The 20530-nt window shown below is 70.1% G+C and carries 17 protein-coding genes; 10 read left to right on the forward strand and 7 right to left on the reverse strand.

Annotated elements, in window-relative coordinates; translation table 11 throughout:
- Positions 1 to 27: 27 nt before the first annotated feature.
- The 3 genes from BC793_RS33640 to BC793_RS33650 form a co-directional block, all read right to left on the reverse strand.
- Entirely contained in the window at positions 28 to 609 is a 582-nt protein-coding gene (locus tag BC793_RS33640; RefSeq protein ID WP_109599897.1) for a DUF4360 domain-containing protein, read from the reverse strand.
- 111 nt (positions 610 to 720) lie between these two features.
- The gene (locus BC793_RS33645; protein WP_158319433.1) at positions 721 to 1308 is read right to left on the reverse strand and encodes a DUF4360 domain-containing protein; all 588 of its coding nucleotides are present in this window, start codon (positions 1306 to 1308) and stop codon (positions 721 to 723) included.
- A 32-nt stretch (positions 1309 to 1340) separates the two neighbouring features.
- Positions 1341 to 1922: a DUF4360 domain-containing protein gene (locus BC793_RS33650; protein WP_158319434.1), complete on the reverse strand. Its 582-nt coding sequence runs from the start codon at positions 1920 to 1922 to the stop codon at positions 1341 to 1343.
- A 712-nt stretch (positions 1923 to 2634) separates the two neighbouring features.
- On the opposite strand from BC793_RS33650, the gene BC793_RS33655 reads away from it, so the two are divergent.
- The 6 genes from BC793_RS33655 to BC793_RS33680 are packed head-to-tail and all read left to right on the forward strand — an operon-like array spanning position 2635 to position 9662.
- Positions 2635 to 4194: an NAD(P)-binding domain-containing protein gene (locus tag BC793_RS33655; protein WP_109599903.1), complete on the forward strand. Its 1560-nt coding sequence runs from the start codon at positions 2635 to 2637 to the stop codon at positions 4192 to 4194.
- A gap of 1 nt (position 4195) precedes the next feature.
- Complete coding sequence (locus BC793_RS33660; protein ID WP_109599905.1) at positions 4196 to 5188, forward strand: alpha-hydroxy acid oxidase; 993 nt, start codon at positions 4196 to 4198, stop codon at positions 5186 to 5188.
- Complete coding sequence (locus BC793_RS33665; RefSeq protein WP_109599907.1) at positions 5185 to 6441, forward strand: cytochrome P450; 1257 nt, start codon at positions 5185 to 5187, stop codon at positions 6439 to 6441. The genes BC793_RS33660 and BC793_RS33665 overlap by 4 nt, the downstream gene beginning before the upstream one ends.
- The gene (locus BC793_RS33670) at positions 6438 to 7700 is read left to right on the forward strand and encodes a cation:proton antiporter (RefSeq protein ID WP_109599909.1); all 1263 of its coding nucleotides are present in this window, start codon (positions 6438 to 6440) and stop codon (positions 7698 to 7700) included. Before BC793_RS33665 ends, BC793_RS33670 begins: the two co-directional genes overlap by 4 nt.
- Before the next feature lie 25 nt (positions 7701 to 7725).
- Positions 7726 to 8442, forward strand: a complete 717-nt coding sequence (locus BC793_RS33675) for a response regulator transcription factor (protein WP_239170419.1) — start codon at positions 7726 to 7728, stop codon at positions 8440 to 8442.
- Positions 8439 to 9662 (forward strand): sensor histidine kinase, encoded by a 1224-nt coding sequence (locus BC793_RS33680; protein WP_109599913.1) that lies wholly within the window; start codon positions 8439 to 8441, stop codon positions 9660 to 9662. The genes BC793_RS33675 and BC793_RS33680 overlap by 4 nt, the downstream gene beginning before the upstream one ends.
- A 7-nt stretch (positions 9663 to 9669) precedes the next feature.
- On the opposite strand, the gene BC793_RS52450 is transcribed toward BC793_RS33680, so the two are convergent.
- The gene (locus tag BC793_RS52450) at positions 9670 to 10605 is read right to left on the reverse strand and encodes a pentapeptide repeat-containing protein (RefSeq protein WP_275416267.1); all 936 of its coding nucleotides are present in this window, start codon (positions 10603 to 10605) and stop codon (positions 9670 to 9672) included.
- A 226-nt stretch (positions 10606 to 10831) separates the two neighbouring features.
- Here BC793_RS52450 and BC793_RS33690 point away from each other — a divergent pair, with 226 nt between their 5' ends.
- Both BC793_RS33690 and BC793_RS33695 read left to right on the forward strand, forming a co-directional pair.
- Entirely contained in the window at positions 10832 to 11845 is a 1014-nt protein-coding gene (locus BC793_RS33690) for a trypsin-like serine peptidase (RefSeq protein ID WP_158319435.1), read from the forward strand.
- A gap of 61 nt (positions 11846 to 11906) precedes the next feature.
- Positions 11907 to 12110, forward strand: coding sequence for a hypothetical protein (locus BC793_RS33695; protein WP_109599917.1), 204 nt, complete (start codon positions 11907 to 11909; stop codon positions 12108 to 12110).
- 28 nt (positions 12111 to 12138) lie between these two features.
- Here the strand turns inward: BC793_RS33695 and BC793_RS33700 are convergent, their stop codons facing one another.
- Positions 12139 to 14631, reverse strand: coding sequence for a tetratricopeptide repeat protein (locus BC793_RS33700; protein WP_146246554.1), 2493 nt, complete (start codon positions 14629 to 14631; stop codon positions 12139 to 12141).
- Between the two features lie 375 nt (positions 14632 to 15006).
- Between BC793_RS33700 and BC793_RS33705 the strand changes: the two genes are divergently transcribed.
- Positions 15007 to 17256: a hypothetical protein gene (locus tag BC793_RS33705; RefSeq protein WP_109599921.1), complete on the forward strand. Its 2250-nt coding sequence runs from the start codon at positions 15007 to 15009 to the stop codon at positions 17254 to 17256.
- On the opposite strand, the gene BC793_RS33710 is transcribed toward BC793_RS33705, so the two are convergent.
- Entirely contained in the window at positions 17207 to 18727 is a 1521-nt protein-coding gene (locus BC793_RS33710; protein WP_146246555.1) for a CATRA conflict system CASPASE/TPR repeat-associated protein, read from the reverse strand. The two genes, BC793_RS33705 and BC793_RS33710, sit on opposite strands and share 50 nt — an antisense overlap.
- The gene (locus tag BC793_RS33715; RefSeq protein ID WP_109599924.1) at positions 18696 to 19052 is read right to left on the reverse strand and encodes a CATRA system-associated protein; all 357 of its coding nucleotides are present in this window, start codon (positions 19050 to 19052) and stop codon (positions 18696 to 18698) included. Before BC793_RS33715 ends, BC793_RS33710 begins: the two co-directional genes overlap by 32 nt.
- A 167-nt stretch (positions 19053 to 19219) precedes the next feature.
- Here BC793_RS33715 and BC793_RS33720 point away from each other — a divergent pair, with 167 nt between their 5' ends.
- On the forward strand, positions 19220 to 20512 hold the full coding sequence (locus BC793_RS33720) for a CHAT domain-containing protein (protein WP_109599926.1): 1293 nt from the start codon (positions 19220 to 19222) through the stop codon (positions 20510 to 20512).
- Positions 20513 to 20530 lie beyond the last annotated feature (18 nt).

Below are 20530 nucleotides of genomic sequence, written 5' to 3' on the forward strand. Positions count from 1 at the left end.
GGTTCCGGCGTCAACCTGGTTTTCGGGTCAGCATCGCCGCAACTTGGGGACGCCCAAGGTCGTCGCTGTCAGGCTGGCGGTGCTCGCGGGGTTTCCAGCGACACGCATGGTTTGGGCGATTTTCAGGTTCGTCGACGTGCCGCACGGGGCCCACACCGCCGGGCGTGGTACGGCGCTGGTCTTCCAGCCGCCGGTTCGCGGGCCCGTCGCTTTCCTGCTGACGCTTACGGTCCTTTCGGAGCCGGTGAACCACATGGCGGTGGAAAGGGTCGCGGTTGCGCCCGTGTTGAGGGTGACGGTGGCCTGATTGGACACCGAGGGAACCTGGTAGGTCCATCCGGCCGGGGTCTTCACTCTCAAGGTGAGGCTACAGTTTTTGTAGTCGTTGCCGGACACCCGGAAGGCGCTGTAGGCCAGGCTGAACGCGGTGCCGTCCTCGTTGGGCTGTGCGTCGGTGGTGTCGTGGGGGCAGCCGCTGCCGAAGGCACCCAGGATCGCCACGGTGAGCTTCGGTTGTTTCTGCGGCGGTGGGGGATCTGTCGAGGTGGACGGGGACACGAACAGGGACGTGCCGACGAGCGTCGCCACGATTGCGTTCAGGCCATACATGGGGACCCCTTGGTTGTTCTTGGCGCTTGCCTGACGGCTCACTATCCACAACACGGAAAGTCACCGGCCGGCCACAGGGAGCCCTGTCGTCGGCCGGTGGGCGTTCGGATGTCAGCACTGCTTCCAGGACAGGTTGAAAATCGTTGACGCCTGCGTATCGGTGTCGAGCAGCTCGGCGGAGCTCGAGGCGTTGCCGTTGACCCGCAGCGTGTTGTTGATGTTCAGGTTGAACGACTGGCTGCACGGCGCGTAGATCAACGTGTCGGCGGAGCTCATCGTGGTCCAGAGGCTGGTGTTCGGGCCGCTGATCGAGTTGTCGGCCGACGCGGTCCACGGGCTGCCGGTGAACCATGCGTTCATCTGCAGCTTGGCTGACGACTTGTCCTGCAGGTCGGGCGTCACCCGGTTGATCACCGAGGTGACCGCGTAGGTCCAGCCCTGGGGTGCGGCCACCCGGATCGTCATCTTGCAGTTCTTGTAGTCGTTGCCGTACACCCGGAACGCGCTGTAGGTCAGGCTGAACGCGGTGCCGTCCTCGTTGGGCTGCGCGTCGGTGGTGTCCTTGGGGCAGCCGCTGCCGAAGGCACCCATGACTTTGAGGGTGATCGTCGGCGCCGGCGCCGCCTGGGCCGCTGTCGGGAGAAGCGGGCCGATCAGTGCGCCCGCGAGGATTGCCGCCGCTTTCTTCGTACCGAACATGGGAACTCCTTTTCTCAGTAGTGGTGCCGGAATTAGCACTGCTTCCATTTCAGGAAAAAGGTGGTCGACACGCGGGCGTCTTGAGCGAACAGCTCCATCGAGCTCGTCGCGGGTCCGGCGACCCGCAGCGTGTTGTTGAGAATCAAATTCGTCGACGCGCCGCAGGGGGCGAATATCTGTGCACTTGCGGTGCTGTCCGTCTGCCAGAAGTCGTCGTACGGGCCGTTGAAGGTTTGGTCCGCGCGCAGGGTCCACCGGAAACCGGTGAACCACGATGTCATCAGAATTCGGCCCGACGCGCCCTTGTCAAGAACACCGTAGCCGCGATTGACGACCTCGTACACCGAATACGTCCAGCCCGCAGGTATGCCGACCTTGATCTGGAGATTGCAATTCTTGTAGCTGCCGCCGGTCACCTTGAACTGGCTGAAACTCACGGAGAACGCAGTCTCGTCCGGCACGTCGGTGACGACGCTCGAACCGGACGGGCAACCGCTGCCTTTTAAGGTCAGGACCTTGAGGGTGACGAAGGGGTCCGTCAACCGGTCCTGCGCCTGCGCCGCCGATGGGATCAGCGGCAGCATCAGTGCCGCTCCGACGGCTGCGGCCATCATCCGCCTCAACCTGAACATGAGGATCCTCTCTCTACCTTCGACGCATGGAGATTGCAATATTGTCGGACACTTTACGTTCGCCTCGAAAACGGCGGTCACGTGCAATTTAGATGGCAGCGGCAACCCCGCTGTCGCCCGAATTCGACGCCCCACGAAGCCATCGTGGCCAGTCGCCGTCAGCCCGTAAAGGCCGTCAGGAAGATGAGTAACAGGCTGCTCGCCGGCTGCGCAGGAGATCCGCGATGTTGTGCACGATCAGGTGGTTGAGCCTGGCTGAAATATGATTCCTTCAACGCCGTGACTGCAGGCCTGAACTCGGCGTCCGTTTTGACGAACTCCCTCTCCGGGAAAGCCGGGCGCGCAGCGGGGGGACGCGAAAGGAAAGCCATCGAACATGCCAATTCGACGCGAAAACGGTATTGTCAGGGGGTAATTGAGAAACTCGATGCGCGCAGAGACCCGCGGAGCCGTGTCCGCGCACATCGATCATCGTTGTGACGGTCCGGCCTACAGCTCCGGCGCCGCCGAAGGCAGGTCAACCGGATCGAAGCACTAAAACGTCCCCATGTACGGCCGCGCCAAACACGGCCTGCTCCGCCAGCGCGTCCTCACCCCGCTGGCGGCGAACGCGACGCCGCCACCATCGCCTGGCGGGGAGGCCGGCATCTCCCGGCTGAAAAATCTCTGATTTCTGATTCGTACGGTCGGCGGCATGGCGCTTGACTACGTGATCATCGGGGCCGGGCCGGCCGGGCTTCAGCTGGCGGCTCTGCTGGAGGCCGACGGCAAGCGTGACTACCTGCTGCTGGAGGCCGCGGACAAACCCGGCGCCTTCTTCGAGCGGTATCCGCGCCACCGGACGCTGATCTCCATCAACAAGCCGCACACCGGCACCGACGATCCGGAGCTGAACCTGCGACTGGATTGGAACTCGCTGCTCAGCGACGATCGGGACCTGCTGTTCACGCGCTACACCGGACGCTACTTCCCGAACGCCGACACGATGGTGCGCTATCTGGGCGACTTCGCCGAGCGGATGAAACTCCAGGTCCGTTACCACTCGCGGGTCACGCGGGTGAGCAGGGACGGGGATCTGTTCACCGTCGTCGCCGGCGACACGTCGTACACCGCGAAGAGAGTCGTCGTGGCGACGGGGGTCTCGCAGACCTATCGGCCCGACATTCCGGGGTTGGAGCTGGCCGAGGGGTACGACACGATGTCGGTCGACCCGCAGGACTATCTTGATCAGCGGGTGCTCATCATCGGGAAGGGCAATTCCGCGTTCGAGACCGCGGACAACCTGATGGAGACGACCACGGTGATCCACGTGGCCGGTCCCCGCTCGGTGCGGCTGGCCTGGCGCACGCATTTCGTCGGCCACCTGCGCGCGGTCAACAACAACTTCCTCGACACCTATCAGCTGAAATCGGCGAACGCGATCCTCGACGGCACGGTGCGGGGCATCGAGCGCGACGGCGACGGATTCAAGGTGACGTTCAGCTTCTCCCGGGTGAACGAGGTCGTCAAGGAGCTGCACTACGACCGGGTTCTGGCGTGCACCGGATTCCGTTTCGACGCGTCCGTGTTCGACGAGTCGTGCCGGCCCGAGCTGGCCATCGACGACCGTTTCCCGGCACAGACCGAGGCGTGGGAGTCGGTGAACGTGCCCGGCCTGTTCTTCGCCGGCACGATCAGCCAGGTCCGGGACTTCAAGAAGTCCACAAGCGGATTCATCCACGGCTTCCGGTACGCGGTGCGCGCGCTGCACAAGATCCTGGAGCGTACGTACGAGGGCACGCCCTGGCCGGCCGAGAAGCTGGACGGCACCGCGGAGGCGATCACCGACGCCGTCATCGCCCGGGTGAACCGGACGTCGGCGCTCTGGCAGCAGTTCGGGTTCCTCGCCGACGTGGTGACGGTCGGCGGATCGGGCGCCCGCTATCACGACGAAGTGCCGGTGGACTGGTTCCTGCGGCACGGGCCGGCCACCGCCGACCACGACTACCGGGACGCGTTCGTGGTCACCCTGGAGTACGGCCCGGATCACGACAAGGTCGATCCGTTCGACATCAGCGTGGCCCGGATCGCGCAGGACACGCCCGGCCAGGCGCACGACGCCGCGTACCTGCATCCGATCGTCCGGCACTACCGTGACGGCGTGCTGGCGGCCACCCACCACCTGGCCGAGAACCTGGAGAACCGGTGGGACCGGCCGGAGGTGCACGTCGCACCCCTGGCCGCGTTCGTGGCCCGCCGGCTCGCCGGGTCCTGACATGAACCCGGTGTACGACGATTTCTTCGCCGGTGGGGCCGGTGAGGAGCGGACGCTGCGGGGCAATCTCGCGGCGTACGACCGGCTGCGGATCGTTCCCCGGGTGCTGCGCGCCACCGGCGACCGCGACCTGCGGACCACCCTGTTCGGCACGGATCTGGCCACCCCGGTCCTGGTCGCGCCGACCGCGTTCCATCTGCTGGCCCATCCGGGCGGTGAGGTGGCCACCGCGCGGGGGGCGGCCGCCGCCGGAACCGCCATGGTGGTGAGCATGGCGGCGACCCAGCCGGTCGAGCGGATCGCCGGGGCCGGTGGCCCGTTGTGGTTCCAGCTCTACCCGCAGCCGGATCTGGCGTTCACCGCGGCGCTGGTGAAGCGGGCCGAGGCGGCCGGCTGCCGGGCGCTGGTGGTCACCGTGGACTCGCCGGTGTTCGGCCGCCGCGAACGGGATCTGCGCAACGGCTTCACCGACCTGCCGGACGGGCTGGCCTGCGAGAACATGCGGGACGACACCGGGCGGGTGCGGAACATCGAGATGGACCCGGCGCTGGGCTGGGACCGGATCGGGTGGCTGCGCGGGATCACCGGGCTGCCGGTCCTCGTCAAGGGGATCCTGCATCCGCAGGACGCCCGGCTCGCGGTCGGGCACGGCGTGGACGGGGTGATCGTCTCCAACCACGGCGGGCGGCAGCTGGACGGGGCGATCGCCACGATCGACGCGTTGCCGGCGGTCGTCGAGGCGGTCGGCGGGCGGATCCCGGTGCTGGTCGACGGCGGGATCCGGCGGGGTACGGACGTGCTCATCGCGCTCGCCCGCGGCGCGGCGGCGGTTCTTGTCGGACGGCCGGTGCTCGACGCTCTCGCCCGTGGTGGCGCGGACGGCGTACGGGATCATCTGCGGACACTGACGGCGGACCTGGACCACGTGATGGCGCTGGCCGGAGCGAAGCGACCGGCCGAGCTGACCCCGGACCTGGTGGCGGTGGCCGGATGAACGCGGTGGTCCGACTGCGCGAGTGGATCTTCCAGCGGGTCAACGGGACGGAGGGGATCCCGGTGCCCGGGCCGCTGGTCGGCGCGCAGCATTTCGAGCGGGTCTACAGCGATCCGGCCGCGGACGGCCGCAGCCGCGGCGCGGGTCTGTCCGACCTGTTCTGGTACTGGCTGGCACCCGGACCGCAGATGCACCAGGAACATCTGGAGCCCGGTGATCGATATCAGACGGTCGCACGGACCACGCGGCGGGTTCTGGCGGTCCCGCACGCACGTTCGGATGCGTTGGCGACCGCGGCGACGCGGCGGATCCTGGATCCGCTCCCCCGGGACCGGACGTCGTTCACCCGGCTGCGGGACCTGATGATGCCGGTCTGGGCCGAGGTCTTCCACGAACTGGTCTTCGCGGAGAGGTGCCCGCCCGAGGTGCGAAGACTCATCGTCGCCAACGCCGACGACGTGGTCACCGCGCTGAAGGGGCTGAGCCTGCGGCACATGCGCCGCCGCGACCGGCTGACGCGGTACCTGCTCGACCGGATCAGGGCGGGGACCTGCCCGGTCGTGCTGCCGTCGCCGTTCACCGACCAGGAGACGGCCTGGTATCTCCAGGGCGCGTTCTTCAACACCGCGGTGGTGCAGATGTCCGAGGCGATGGCGCACATCCTGCTCTGCGCCGCGGACTACCGGACGGATCTGTCCGACGACTCCCTCGACCGGCTCATCGACGAGACGCTGCGGGTGCATCCGCTGTTCGGCATCGCCCATCGGATCACCTCGGCGCCGATCGTCGTCGACGACGTCACGCTGCCCGCCGGATCCGTGCTGCTCTTCAACTACCTGGCGTTCCAGCGCACCGGGCCGGCCGCCGACGACACGTTCGACCCGGAGCGCTGGCGGACCCTCAAACCCCGGGAGGCCCATTTCATTCCGTACGGCGTGACGGCGAACCGTGCGTGCCCGGCACGTGGCGCCGCGCCGGTGATGCTGCGCGCCGCGACCCGGGAGGTGCTGCGCCGGTTCACGCCGGCGTCCTCGGTCCGGCACACCCGTTCCCTGCCCAGCCGGGGGCCCGCCTACCTGACCCCGATCGGAGCGCCGGGGCCGACGCCCGGCCGTCTGTTCGCGTTGCGCCGTGCCGATGCCGTCGCCGACGCCGGCCGCTCGGTGAAACAGCTGGTGCTCGGCACCTGGATGGTGCTCGACGCCCGCCGCCAGAAGCTCTGCGCCACCTATTTCGAGGAGGCCCGCCCGTGACCCCGACCGAGCTGGCGCCGCGGTTCTTCATCGCGGTCGCCGTGATCCTGCTCTTCTGCCGAGTGGTGTCCTGGATTCTCGGCAAGGCCGGGCAGCCACCCGTGGTCAGCGAGATGCTGGCCGGGGTGCTGCTCGGCCCATCGCTGCTCGGCCTGTTCTTCCCGCAGGTCCAGGCCGCGCTGTTCCCGGCGCCGCTGCTGCCGGTGCTGTACGTGGTCGGGCAGGTCGGCCTGGTGTTCTTCATGTTCCAGGCCGGGTACGCGTTCAAGTCGCACCGGGTCACCCGGCTGGCCGGCACCGCGGGTGCGGTCTCGCTCGCCGGGGTCACCGCGCCGCTGCTGCTCGGCGTGCTGCTGGTGGTCGTCACCTCGGACGCGGTACCGCTGCGCCCGGACGGCGTGTCGCTCGGGGTGTCGGCGGCGTTCGTCGGCGTGGCCCTGGCCATCACCGCGTTCCCGATGCTGGCCCGGATCATCACCGAACGCGGGCACGCCGGCACCCGGCACGGCTCGCTCGCCCTGGCCAGCGGCGCGATCGACGACCTGGTCGCCTGGATCATGCTGGCCGTGGTGCTGGCGTTCGCCTCCGGTGAGGCCGGGCCGGCGTTCGTCACCGCCGGCGGCGCGGTCCTGTTCGGGCTGGCGCTCTGGTTCGGCGGGCCCCGGGTGACCGGACTGCTGATCAGAAGTGACCGGCTCGACGACCGGGGACGGATGCTCGGCGTGGTGGCGCTGCTGTTCCTGGTCGCCTTCTACACCGACGAGATCGGCCTGTACGCGGTGTTCGGGGCGTTCGCGCTGGGAGTGGTGATGCCGCAGCACGAGCGGACCGACCGCGTGATCTCGGTGACCAACCCGGTCGCGTCGGCGGTGTTCCTGCCGCTGTTCTTCACGTTCTCCGGGTTGCGGACCGAGTTCGGGCTGCTCGGCGAGCCGCGGGTGCTGTTGTTCGCGGCGGCCTGCGTGACGCTGGCGATCGTCGGCAAGTTCGGGGCGTGCTGGGCCGCCGCCCGGTTGCGCGGCGAGCCGAACGGTGTCGCGCTGAAGGTCGGTGCGCTGATGAACGCGCGCGGGCTGATGCAGCTGATCGCGCTGAACGTGGGCCTGGAGGCGGGGATCGTGAACGCGTCGCTGTTCACCGTGCTGGTGCTGGTCGCACTGGTCACGACCATCATGACGACACCGGTGCTGACCTGGCTGGAACGGCGCGAGAAGCGGGTGACGGCACCGGCCGAGGAGCCGGCGCTGGCCGTACCGTAAGAGGGTTTCGTCGTATCTTAAGAATTTGATTGAGAAATCAAACTCCTTCACCAGTGCCGCCAAGACATATGAGATCTTCGATGTCATGCGCCGGCTACTGGTCATCGAGGACGACGCCGATCTCCGTGAACTGGTCGCCGGGGCGCTGGTCGACGAGGGCTATCACGTCGACCAGGCCCCGGATGGCCAACGCGGACTGCACCTGAGCCTGACCAGGCCCTACGACGTGCTGGTGATCGATCGGCGGTTACCGGCACTCGACGGCCTCGACCTGATCACCCGGTTGCGCGCGCGGGCCGTCGCCGCCCGCGCGCTGATGCTGACCGCGCTCGGCACGGTCGACGACCGGATCGCCGGGCTGGACGCGGGCGCCGACGACTACCTGGTCAAACCGTTCGACCTGGACGAGCTGAGCGCGCGGATCCGGGCGCTGTGCCGCCGCACGTCCGACGCCACCGACGTGCTGCGCATCGGCGACGGGATGCTCGATCTGGGCGTCCGCGACGCCGTCCTGCCCGACGGGACCCGGGTGTCGCTCTCGGCCCGCGAATTCGAGTTGCTCCGCGCCCTCGCCGCCCGCCCGAGCGCGGTGCATCCGCGGGCACTGCTGCGCAGCCGGGTCTTCGACGAGGCGGCCGCCGCGTCGATCGTGGACACCTACGTCTACTACCTGCGCCGCAAACTCGGCCGCAAGGTGGTGCAGACCGTGCACGGACTCGGCTACCGGCTGGGCGCACTGTGATCCGCAATGTCGAACTCCAGGCCGTCCGCCGCGCCCGCTGGCAGATCGGGCTGCTGGTCGGGCTCGCGATCGGGGTGCTGCTGGCGATGGCCGGCGCGATCGCGTACGAGGTGATGCGCCACAGCCAGGAACAACAGATCGGCCGGGAGCTGGACTACGGCATCCGGAACGGGATCATCGCCGGCCCACCCGCCTGCAGCTGGATCTTCTTCTACGCCCCGGACGGCCGACTGACCCAAGGCGACCGCGCCGCCCCCACGGACCTGCCGCTGCACGACGACGTCGACACGGTGGCCGCCACCGGGATCACCCAGAACCGGCAGGTCGACCGGGACGGCACCACCTACTGGACCCGCACCCAGACCCGGGGCGACGTGATCGTCCAGGCCGTGTTCGACTCCCGCTTCCAGATCGCCGACCGGCGGCACCTGCTGACCGCGTTCCTGCTCGCCGCGGCGGCCGGCCTGCTCGCCGCGATGCTGGCGGCGATGCTGGTCGGCCACCGGGCGGTCGCCCCGCTGGCCGAGGCACTCACCCGGCAACGCCGGTTCGTCGCCGATGCCAGCCACGAGCTGCGCACCCCGATCGCCCAGGTGCACACCCGCGCCCAGGTGCTGGCCCGCCGCGCCGCACACCACGGCGCGGACCACCGCGACCTCGACCGGCTCGTCGACACCACCCGGCGGCTCGGTGAGATCGTGGACGAACTGCTGCTCTCCGCACGCCTCGCCGCCGACCCGGACGGTCCCCGGCCGGACGCGCCGGTCGACCTGGCCCGGCTCACCGCCGAGGAGACCGAACGGGCACTCAACGGCACGACCTCGGTCACCCTGACGACGCCGCCACGGCCGGTGCCGATCGTCGGGGTCGAGTCGGCGCTGCGCCGGGTGGTCAGCGAACTACTGGCCAACGCGCTCCTCCACACCCCGGGCGGCCGAATCGCGGTCACCGTACGAACCTCCCCGGGAACGGCGGAACTGGTGGTCGCGGACACCGGCGACGGCTTCGACCCGGCCGACGCCGAGCGCATCTTCGACCGGTTCCACCGCGGGCCGGGCGGTGCGCGCGGCTTCGGGCTGGGCCTGGCGCTGCTGCGGGAGGTGGTGACCGGCCACGGCGGCACGATCGTCGCGGACGGCCACCCGGGCCGGGGCGCCACGTTCACCGTTCGCCTGCCGCTCGCCGCCGGCCCGGGATCGAGCCGTCCGCCGCCGCCGTAGACCCCGCTCAGTCGACGACCACGGCGCACTCCTTGCGCTGCCAGGCGTCCGGTGCCGGTGGGGCCACGCCGGCGGGCAGCCGGGTGGCGGCGTCCACCCTGGCGCAGGCGAGCTGAGCGGTGGTCAGGTTCCTCGCCCGGGGACCGGTGAGATCGGCGCCGGTGAGATCCGCACCGGTGAAGTCGGCGCCGAGGAAGTCCACGTCCCGCAGGTTCGCGCCCGACAGGTTCGTCCCGCGCATCCTCGTGCCGTCCAGCACGGCTCCCTCCAGATTGGCGCCGTGGAGATCAGCCCGGATGAAGTACGTGTTCGTGAAATCGGTGGCACGCAGGTCGGCACGGGGCAGCACCCCGTCGGAGAAGGTCGCGACCGACAGATCCACCCCGCGGAAGCTGGCGCCGGGAAGGTTGAAGCGCTTCAACCCCAGTGTGGTGTTGGTGAAGTCGAGAGCGATGTGCGCGTCCGGATCCGGCCGCCGGCCCAGGACGGTCATCGCGGCACGTACGTCAGGAGTCGCCGGCGTGATGGACGGTTCCTCGTTCCAGGGTGCGTGCGAGCGTACGAACGCACACAGCACCTCGATCACCATGTTCTCGTCGGCCTGGAACTCCCTCATCAGCGCCTCGAGGGCGTAGATCCCGCCGAGCCGGACACCGAGTTTGTCCTCGCCCTCCTGGCCGAGCTGGTCCACCGCCCGTACGAATCGGTCGGCCCGCTGGCCCTTGAGCGCGAGATCCTGCTGCTCCTGCGAGGCCTTCTGCTGCTGGGCCAGCTGATCGCGGTTGAAGTCGTTGGTCAGGATCAGACCGATCCCGACGAACAGGACGGAGAGGATCCCGGCGATCGCGGTGCCGCGCTGCCGGTAGTCCGGCGGCGCCTCCCTCCACTCGGGTCCGCGGCTCCGGGCGGCACGCGACCTGAGCTGCCTGCGCAAGCGTTCCATTCATCCTATTAAATAGGTCACGCGCTACAGGCGGTAGGCGATCGATCACCCGAAGATCCGGCCGGGTGCCGCCCCCTCTTTCCGTATGACGCAAAAGATTCCGACCGCACCATATCGATCTTCTTCGATCGATATGGTCGGGCGGCTGAGTCCTGGGTGAGGCGTGACCTCACCCCACATGGGGGAGGACCGCTCTCCTTCGTGTGCCCTGTCCGAAGGAGAACGTGTGCGAACCAGAACATTGTTCGCCGGGATCACCGCGGCACTGACCGCCGTCACCGTCCTCACCGCGCCGGCACCCGCCCTGGCCGGAACCGACCCCGCGAGCCGGGCGTCCTCGGTGGCACGGGCCGCCGGAACCAGCGGCACCGACGCCGCGACCATCCAGAAGACGGTCGGCGCCTACTGGACCGCCGAACGGATGGCCCGCGCCATTCCGGTCGACGCGCCCGACGTACCCGTCAAGTCCGAGAAGCCGGCACCCGTCCCGACCGGCCCCGTGAGCACCGTCGCTCCGGCCCAGCCCAGCAAGAAGCCGGGCGTGAACGCCGGGCGCAACGCCCGGCCGGACGCCAGTGCCGCGGCCATCAACGCGTCCCCGACCGTCGGCAAGGTCTTCTACCACAACCCCGGCGACGGCAGCGACTACGTCTGCTCGGGATCCGCCGTCAACAGCGCCTCCAAGAACGTCGTCTCCACCGCCGGGCACTGCGTCTACGACCCGGACAACGACAACTGGATGGACAACTGGGTCTTCGTGCCCTACTACGACCACGGCTCCCGGCCGTACGACACCTGGTACGCCGCTCAGCTCACCACGTTCAACGGCTGGTTCGACGACGGTGACCACGACTGGGACGTCGCGTTCGTCAACGTGTGGCGCACCGCGGGCACCCGCCTCGTCGACCGGGTCGGCGGCAACGGTCTCGCCTTCAACCTCGCCGATGACGTCTACGTGACCGTCATCGGGTACCCCGCCGAGGACCCGTTCGACGGTGAATGGCAGTACTACTGCCAGGGCAACATCTACCCGCGCTGGTTCAGCGACCAGGTCGGCTTCGACTGCCTGCTGACGGCCGGCGCCAGCGGGGGCCCGTTCCTCTACGACTACGACAATTCGAGCCTTCTCGGGTATGTCAACGGGGTGGTCAGCAACGGGCCCCCGGAGACGAGTTACAGCCCGTATTTCGACACCGATGTGCAGAACCTCTACAACCTGGTCGCCTCCTACACCACCTGACGCACCCCGCGGCGGGGCACACTCGAGTGTGTCCCGCCCCTACTCCGGAGGGTTTTCGTCGATGAGTCGCCTCAGTTGGCTGGCCGCCGCCGCGGTCGTCGCCGCCCTCACGGTCGCCGTCGTCCTCGCCGTCCGGCCGGGGACCAGCCCGGACCCCGGCGGTGCACCGTCCCCGGCCGACCCGGCACAGCACCGGGTGAGCCCCGGCGCACCGGTCTCCGACGAACGCCTCCGCAGCGCCAAACCCGTGCCGAAGGGCGGCTGACCGGCTCGCAGCCGCGGGGCGCCACTGGTCAGCCGGCACCGTCGAGCCCGGCCGTTCCCATCGTGGCGCCGTCCGGAACGGGTGTCATCGCGGCGGCCGGTTCGTCGAGGGCGATGCGACAGGCGTCGAGCCGGGCCGCCAGTTCCGGTGCGGCGTGCTGGAACGCGCTGAGATCGGTCCGGATGTCGAGCAGCTGTCCCCACCCGATGTTGCGCGCCTGGTCCACCAGTTCGACCGCGGGCCCGAGGTGGCCCGCCGCGGTGCTACAGGCCGCGGCGTCGGCGGCCCGCAGACTCCGTTGCGACCCCAGCGCGTACTCCCGGTCACCGCGGGCCATCCCGCGCCAGGCGGCGAGCGGAAGAAGGGCGACGGCGTCGGCGTAGGCCCCGGCGGCGTCTGCGGGACCCGAGGTGGCCGCCGTGAGGTGGGCCCGGCTGAGTGCCGCCACGAGCCGGATGTCGCTTCGCGCGGACCCGAGCCCGGCCGCTTCGCGCCAACTGTCGAGCGCCTCGTCCCGATCGGTGTCGCGCTGCAGGGCCGTCCACCGTTGCTTCAGGAGAATGCCCAGGTTGTTCAGATGCTCGACGCGCCCGGCGTCCGCGGGGTCCCCGGCACGCACCGCACGCCGGCCCAGCATGATCGCCTCATCGAGACAGACGGGGTCGCCGTCGTGCCGGAACCGGATGCCGAGCACCACGGCGGCGGAGCCGAGCAACACTCCCGCCTGGGGCTTCGGATTGACCCGCGGCCCGGCGATCGACTCCCGGGCCGCACGCTCGGCTTCATCCAGGTCGCCGGCGTCGCCGGCCAGCTCGAACCGCGCCGACAGCACACCAGCGAGGGCCGACAGGTAGATCGGCCGCCACGGGGCGTCGGCGGCGGTACCGGCGACCGCCGCGCGGGCCGCCTCGACGGCGGCTTCCAGGTCCGCGGCCTCCCCGTAACGATCGAATCGGTGCTGCCAGAGGCGTGCCAGGCTGGACATCCAGGTCGCCCGGCTCGGATGGCCGGCCGGGGTGCCGTCGACGGCGGCGCGGGCGACGGCGATCGCCTCGTCGATGTCGGCACTGTTCCCGGTGGCAGTGAACCGGCTGATGAGCGACGTGCCGAGGTTCGCGCGGAGATGCGACAACTGGGGGCCGTCGAGCGACAGGGTCTGCGCCGCCTCCCGGCCGATCCCGATGGCCTCGTCCAGATCACCGCGGGAATCTCCGAAGTGATAGCGCTTACTCAGGGCGATGCTCAGGTGCATGAGCTGCCGACCCCGGTCCGGGCGTTCGAGCCCACCCGTGTGCAGAGCCGCACGACTGAGGGCGATCGATTCGTCGAGGTCCGCACGGCTCTTGCGATGGTCGAACCGGACACTCAGCATGGCCGCCAGGTCGGACAGCCGCGTCGCCCGGTCGGGCTGTGCCGGATCGGTGGCCGCGACGGCCTCCCGGGACAGGACGATGGCCTCGTCGATGTCGGCAGGTTCGCCGAACGCCTCGAAGCGGCGGCTCAGCCCGTTGGCCAGGTTGGACAGGTGGCGCGCACGCTGCGGCTCGTCGTCGGTGATGATCTCGACCGTCCGGCGGCCCACGGCGATGGCCTCGTCCAGATCGGCGCGATCGCCGCGTAATCCGTAACGCGAGTAGAGGACACCGCCGAGGTTGGACAGCGCGACGGCCTGGTGGTGCGGGTCCGCCGTCACGGACTCCGCCATGGTCCGTAGGAGAGCCAGGGCCTCGTCCAGATCGGCATCCAGGCCGTCGCGTTCGGACCGGGCCCGCAACTGCTTGGCGAGCACGTTCATCGACATGTCTCGGTCCCGGCCCGCGCCGGCCGCCGCCACCGCGTCCCGCGCGAACTCGATCGCCTCGTCGATATCCGGACGGCGGCCGAGGTGCTTGAACCTCAGCCCGAGTGACTCACCGAGCATGGCGAGCGCGAACGGCCGTCCGGCGTGGTCGTGCGGGATCAGTCGTACGGCGTCGCGCCCGGCCTGCACCGCCGCCTCCAGGTGGGGGGCGTCACCCGTGCGGTCGAAACGCAGCCGCAGCGCCGTACCCAGGTTGGCCAGCGGCATCGCCCGGGCCGGTCCCTGCGGCAATTCGGCGACCTCGGCGGTGAGGCGGCTGATCGCCTGCTCCAGCACGGCCGGGTCGGCCGTGCGTACCGCGCGATCGAGCCACTCGGCTCCGTCGCCGGGCGCGGGGTTCCGCCGTTCGTGCAGAAAGCGGCGGACGGGTTCGGGGAAGGCGCGGGGGTCGTCATCCGGTAGCAGGGCGAACAGAGTGATCGCCTCCTGGAGATCGACCTCCCGCTCGTCCGGCGGCGACTGGGCCGCGCGATGCCAGCGGAACCACGCCAGCACGAGCAGCACCTGCGGCGGGTAGCGGCCCGGCGCGGTGGCGCTGCACTGCAGCAGCTCCCATGCGTCGGCCATCATCTCCGGAGCCAGAATCGCTCCGCGGTCACCGGCCTCGTACGCGTGGATCCGTCGGGTGATGGCGGCGATCAGACGGTCGGCCTTGGACATCCGCGGCTCCGTACGGTCGAGACGGGCTCCCCTGACATATAGCAGAACCGGGCTCACCGGGTCCTCCACCGTTCGGCTGCGCCGTGACCGGCTCAGCCGGATGTTCTCGCTGAAAGCCGACGTGCCCACGCTGGACTTCGGTGTACAGAATGCTCAGAGCTCATCAACGCACAGTAGCCATACGCCTTCCGCGTCGGCTCCGACATGGATCGAGCTGAACCGGGACAGGCACTCGTGCTCCCACCCGGCTGGGTCCACGCCGGTATCTCCAACCGCGTCGAGATCGCCCTGTTCGCCTGCCCGGGCACGGGTGTGTCGAACTGGAGCCGCATTCCACGGTAGGCCCTGCACCCGGTGACTGGTTAGCGTTCTGGGATGGATCTGCGTGAGCGCATCGTGGCCTTCCAGCAACGGCGGGATCGCGCCGCGATCCTGGACGATCAAGCGCTGGCCGAGGCACGGCAGGTCCGGGCCGGAGGGCCGCTCGCCGGTGCCGATCATCGAGTCCTCGGCCTCTTCCACTACCTCCGGTACGTGTTGTCGCCGTACGGTCGCGGTGCCGACGACCTGCGGCTTGCCCTGGAATCGCTGGTTGCCGCGGGTTCGGTGCCGCGGCCGCTGTGCTGGCTGGTGGAACCGGATCCGGAGGCGCTCACCGCGTTCCTGAGTAAGCGCAACGCGGCCCACGCGCAGGCCTTGACCGCGTCGGTCGATCGTCTCGACGCCGACCTGCTCGACACGGCCATCGACGGCCTCCGGCAGCTCGCGAAGTGTGCGTCAGAAGACGCACCGATCCGCTTCGACGTGCTCAGCAACTTCTGTGTCGCGCTCTGGATCCGCTTCGAGCGCACCGGCGACCTCGCGGACCTCGACGAGGGCGCCGCCGCCGCGCGGGACCTCACCACGGCCCAGCGGCCGGGGGCGCTGGCGAACGCGGCACTGCTGCTCGGCGCCCGCCATGCCGCCCGTTACGACCGTCGCGACCTCGACGATCAGATCGCCGTCCTGGAGCGGGCCCTCGTCGTGGCGGCGACCGGCGATCACGACCTGGCCCGCTACGGTGGCGACCTCGCCGACGCCGTACGCATCCGGTTCGAGATCGACTCGGAGGTCACCGACCTCGACCGTGCGATCGACCTCTACCAGCAGGCCCTCGAGGTGGCGCCGGCCGGGCACCCGGACAATGCCGCTCTTCTGGCCTGCATGGCCGAGTGCCTGAGCCGGCGTTTCCGGTACAGCAACGACCCCGGGGATCTACATGGCGCGGTGGAGGCCGGCCGACGGGCCTTGAGTGTCGCGGACCGGACCGGACCGGCGTGGTCGGCGATCGCCGACCGGGTCGGCGGGACGCTGATCGACCGCTTCACCCGGCTCGGCGTGGCCGACGACCTCGACGAAGGGCTCGACCTTCAGCGGATGTCGATCGCCGATCCGGTCGCCGCCGGTTCGCGGCTACCCACCCATCTGATCAATTACGGGCATGGACTGCTGCGGGCCTTCGCATGGCGGGGTACGCCGGCGGACCTGGACACCGCGATCAAGGTGGTACGGGCCGCGTCGTCCCGGGTACCGGCTGCCTCGCCGGAGCATCCGATCGCCGCCAACGTGTTGTCGGTCGCGCTGTTCCAGCGTTTCGAGCTTCGCGGCCGGCCGGAAGATCTGACCGATGCGATCAGTGCCTGCCGCACCGCCGTCACGGGTCTCAGCGAACGGGACCCCCGGCGGGCGAGCTACCTGTCGGGCCTCGCCGTGATGCTCCTGCGCCACTTCACCCGTGCTGACGCGGCCCCCGCTCTGGACGAGGCGGTCGCGGTGGCGGCGGAAGCCGTGCGACTGACCGCCCTCGGCGACGCCAATCGGCCTCGCCACCTGAACAACCTCGGTATCGCCTTGCTCGAACGCCATGACCGGGACAACACGGAAGCCGACCTGGACCGGGCAATCGTCGTGCTACGCGACGCCGTCGAGAGCGAGTCGCCGCACTCGCCCGAACGGGCGATCTACCTGACCAACCTGGCCACCAGCGTGCGCCTCCGGGAATCGGCGGAGCAGGCGATGGAGTACGCCCGCGCGGCACTGGCCGCCACGGCGCCGGGCGATGTCGAACGGTGCAACCGGATGCTGGCATTGAGCGCCGTCCTCGCCGACGCCGGGCGCCGGGCGGATGCCGTGGTGCTGCTTCGCGAGGCGGCGTTGCGGTCCACCGGGCCCGCCGACCATCGCATGCGAGCGGCGATCGGCTGGGCGGACATGGCCGGCAGCGACGAGAGGCTGGAGGCCTTGACCACCGTGATCGGGTTGCTCCCGGAACTCGCCTGGCACGGCTTGGACCGCGCCGTTCAGGAGCAGCGTCTACGCGACCGGCCGTTGCTGGTCGGACAGGCGGCCGGACACGCCGTCGACGCCGGCCGCCCCGGACTGGCGGTGGAGCTGCTGGAGCAGGGCCGCACGGTGATCTGGTCGCATCTGGTCCGCGCACGCACTCCGCTGGCCCGGATCGAAGCCGCGCACCCGGTCCTGGCCGAGCGGCTGCTGACCGTACGCCGGCTGCTGGACAGCGGCACCGGCCCCGGGATCACCGATCCTGTTCGGCCGCGGTCACCTCGCGCCGTCGTGACCGGCTGAGCAAGGGCACCGCGGCGGTACACAGCCCGGCCGCCGCGGTGATCGGCAGAGTCCAGTGCCAGTGCGGCGTGGTGCCGGCGATGAGCACGCCACCGATCCCGGTCGCCAGCCAGGCGAGCCCGGCGCCGACGAAGCCGTACAACGCGGCGTCGAACGGCCTCCACCGGCCGGGCCGTGATCCCGGCGGCCAGTGCAGGATCGCGGTGGGCAGCCACACGGCGATCGCGGTGAGTGCCGCGATGAGCGGGGCGTGCAGCGACGACCGGATCGGCAGTTCGTACTCCAGGCTCTGGATCGCGGCGAGCGCGGTGACCAGGCCGCCGAGCAGCGAGGTCTGCAGGAGGGTGAGCGACTCCTGCCGGGTGCGCTGTGCCGTCTCGACCGCGGCGGCGGCGAGGCCGGTGACCTGGCTGACGCGTTCGTTCGTGGCCTGGAGGTAGGTCTCCTCGGTGCCGAGTTGGTCGGTGAGCCAGGCGGCGATGTGCCGGTCGTTGTCGAGCGGGCCGCCCGGCTCGTCGATGGCGGGCCTGCCGAGCGCCGCCCGCATGTTGCGGTCGGCGGTGCGCACGGTTCCGGTCATCGAGCGGATGCGGCTCAGCGAGTCGACCAGGCCGCGTTCCCGCGATTGGGCGGCGGTCAGCCGGGCGCTGACGGCGCGTAGCCGGTCGGGCGGCAGGGGCCGCTGCATGTGGGCAGCCAGCGCGTCGCACTGTGCCCTGGCGTCGGCGACAGCGTCCCGGACGGCGGGGAGGTCCCGCACCAGGACGAGCTGCTGGTAGCGCAGTTTCGCGGCGTGCAGCAGGTAGCGGGTGAACGGCACCAGGCCGGGGCGGTCGTCGCTCCAGAGCCAGCGGTCGAGGGTGTCCCGTTCGGTCAGTGGGGCGACCGCGGCGAAGCGCCGGTGGTGGGCGACCGCGCCGCCCGCGGTCGGCGGTAGCTCCCACAGGTTGATGCCGCGCTCGAACATGACTTTGGCGGGATTCGTCCGGTCCGCGGCGGGCAGCAGCGGCAGCAGCGGCTTGATCGACACGTGTGCGGGTACGTCGCCGCTGATCTGAGCCAGGTAGACGACCGCTGATCCGAGGCTGCCGGTGACCGCGGGCGCGCCATCGAGCACGGTCTCCCATCGGCGTTGCAGGTCGATCCAGGTGGTGCCGGCCCCGTCGGGTGCCAGCAGCAGACCGGCGCCGAGGACGTCGTGGTCCTGATACACGATGAGCTGACCGTCGCCGTCGGCCGTCTGCCGGCCGCCGAGAACCGTCAGCCGTTCGGTGAAACCGCCCGTCGCCACGGGCTCGAGGTCCTCGGGAACTCCGGGGATCTCCTGGTCCAGGCCGCTCGCGGCCATCGCGTTCCACAACGCGGCCAGGCCGGCCTCGCCACCGTTCGCGGGCCCCCGGCCGTCGGCGGCGAAGAACACGTGCGCCAGCAGCGCCGGCTCAGTGACGGTCGGCGGTGCCGGCATCGTCATCGGGGGTGTCGGCGGTCCGCGGTGGGGACTGCTCGACCGGCTGTTCCGGCGTGAGGCGGTGCACCAGGTCGTTGGCGACCGCACGAACGGCATCCGGCATCGGGGACAGCCGCGCCGTACCCATGTCGGGGTTGACCCGGCGTCGTGTCCGCAGACCGTCGTAGGTCAGCAGCAGGGTCATCGGCTCTTTCAAGGCGGTCTCGTCGCCGGCGGCGAGCGCCGTCACGGCGGCGGTGAGCTCCCGGTGGACACGGTCCCACTCGGCCTGGCTCAACCGCAGCGTCATGACCGACTCGACACGCTCGCGGTACCGATCGTGTTCCACAGTGCTCACCCTAGCCGAGCGACAGCACGCGGGCGTCGCCCGCGATGGGGAGTCCGTTCGGTCCTTCCTCACCTCCGTTCCGGCGAAGCGGACCCGGGCGGCTCGCGGACCCTCTCGTATCTGCGGTATGCATTGATGCCCGTGCCACCTGCGGAGAGAGGATCGTCGTGACCGAACCCGACCTGTCCCGCCAGATCGACCGCCGGATGAGACTGGCGCGGGAATGGGACGAACTCGTCGAGCAGGTCCGCGCCCTGGACGGTTTCGAGGACTTCCTGCGCCCACCGCGCATCGAGCGGTTGCGGGACGCGGCCGTCGGCGGTCCCGTGGTGATCGTCAACGTCAGCCGGTGGCGTTGCGACGCGCTGATCGTCCGGGCCGGCACGGAGGTCACCAGCGTCGAGCTGAGCGAACTCACGCTGGACGCGGTCACCGAACGGGTCAACGCCTATCTCACCGCCCTGGACGACGACCAGTCGGCACACGTGGCGATGGTGGACGCCGCCGACGAGGAGCTGGCCGGGCGCCTGTCCCGCGCCGAGCTGCTCGCCGCGACCCAGGCCTACCTCCGGGTGAACGCGGCCACCGAGGCCCACCTCACCGGCCTGCTCGCCTGGATGTGGGACGTGATCACCGAGCCGGTCCTCACGGCGCTCGGACTCGACGAACCGACCCCCGACGGTCAGGATCCGCCACGGCTGTGGTGGTGCCCGACCGGGGCGCTGACACTGCTGCCGCTGCACGCCGCCGGCCACCACGACAGGCCCGGGGTATCGGTGATCGACCGGGTGGTGTCCTCCTACACCCCGACGCTGCGGGCCCTGCTGGAAGCACGATCGCGGTCGACGTCGGCACCGGCCGGCGAGGTACGCGATTCGATGGCCGTGGTCGCACTCAGCGAGACCCCGGGGCAGCCGGCCCTGCCGAACGTGACCCGTGAGGTGGAGCTGCTCCAGCGGCTGCTGCCCGACCGGCTCGAACTGCTGTCCGGCGAGGACGCGACCGTCGCCGCCGTACTGGAGACGATGACGGCCCGGCGCTGGGCGCACTTCAGCTGCCACGGCGACCAGAACCTGGCCATGCCGTCGCAGGGCGGCCTGCTGCTGTACGACGGACTGCTCAGCATCACCGACATCACCGCACGCCAGTACCACGGCGACTTCGCGTTCCTGTCGGCGTGTAAGACCGCCACCGGCGGCGTCGACCTACCGGACGAGGCCATCACCTTGGCGGCCGCACTGCACTACACCGGCTACAACCACGTGGTCGCCACCCTGTGGTCGGTGTGGGACCGGGGCGCGGCCGACGTGACCGAGTCGGTCTACGAGCAGATCGTCCAGGACGGCAGGGTCCAGCCGCAGCGGTCGGCGACGGCGCTGCATCACGCCGTGGTGAGACTACGGCGGCGCAACCTCGACCGGCCGAGTGTCTGGACACCCTTCATCCACATCGGGCCGTGACGGCGACACGAGACCGGG

This window comes from Actinoplanes xinjiangensis, assembly GCF_003148685.1.
Classification (GTDB): Bacteria; Actinomycetota; Actinomycetes; order Mycobacteriales; family Micromonosporaceae; genus Actinoplanes; species Actinoplanes xinjiangensis.

Excerpts from the sequence above, each read along its gene's own strand:
- BC793_RS33710 (WP_146246555.1), bottom strand. The coding sequence starts at position 18,727 with ATGACGATGCCGGCACCGCCGACCGTCACTGAGCCGGCGCTGCTGGCG.
- BC793_RS52450 (WP_275416267.1), bottom strand. The coding sequence starts at position 10,605 with ATGGAACGCTTGCGCAGGCAGCTCAGGTCGCGTGCCGCCCGGAGCCGC.
- BC793_RS33640 (WP_109599897.1), bottom strand. The coding sequence starts at position 609 with ATGTATGGCCTGAACGCAATCGTGGCGACGCTCGTCGGCACGTCCCTG.
- BC793_RS33650 (WP_158319434.1), bottom strand. The coding sequence starts at position 1,922 with ATGATGGCCGCAGCCGTCGGAGCGGCACTGATGCTGCCGCTGATCCCA.
- BC793_RS33655 (WP_109599903.1), top strand. The coding sequence starts at position 2,635 with ATGGCGCTTGACTACGTGATCATCGGGGCCGGGCCGGCCGGGCTTCAG.
- BC793_RS33695 (WP_109599917.1), top strand. The coding sequence starts at position 11,907 with ATGAGTCGCCTCAGTTGGCTGGCCGCCGCCGCGGTCGTCGCCGCCCTC.
- BC793_RS33660 (WP_109599905.1), top strand. The coding sequence starts at position 4,196 with ATGAACCCGGTGTACGACGATTTCTTCGCCGGTGGGGCCGGTGAGGAG.
- BC793_RS33705 (WP_109599921.1), top strand. The coding sequence starts at position 15,007 with ATGGATCTGCGTGAGCGCATCGTGGCCTTCCAGCAACGGCGGGATCGC.
- BC793_RS33665 (WP_109599907.1), top strand. The coding sequence starts at position 5,185 with ATGAACGCGGTGGTCCGACTGCGCGAGTGGATCTTCCAGCGGGTCAAC.
- BC793_RS33700 (WP_146246554.1), bottom strand. The coding sequence starts at position 14,631 with ATGTCCAAGGCCGACCGTCTGATCGCCGCCATCACCCGACGGATCCAC.
- BC793_RS33645 (WP_158319433.1), bottom strand. The coding sequence starts at position 1,308 with ATGTTCGGTACGAAGAAAGCGGCGGCAATCCTCGCGGGCGCACTGATC.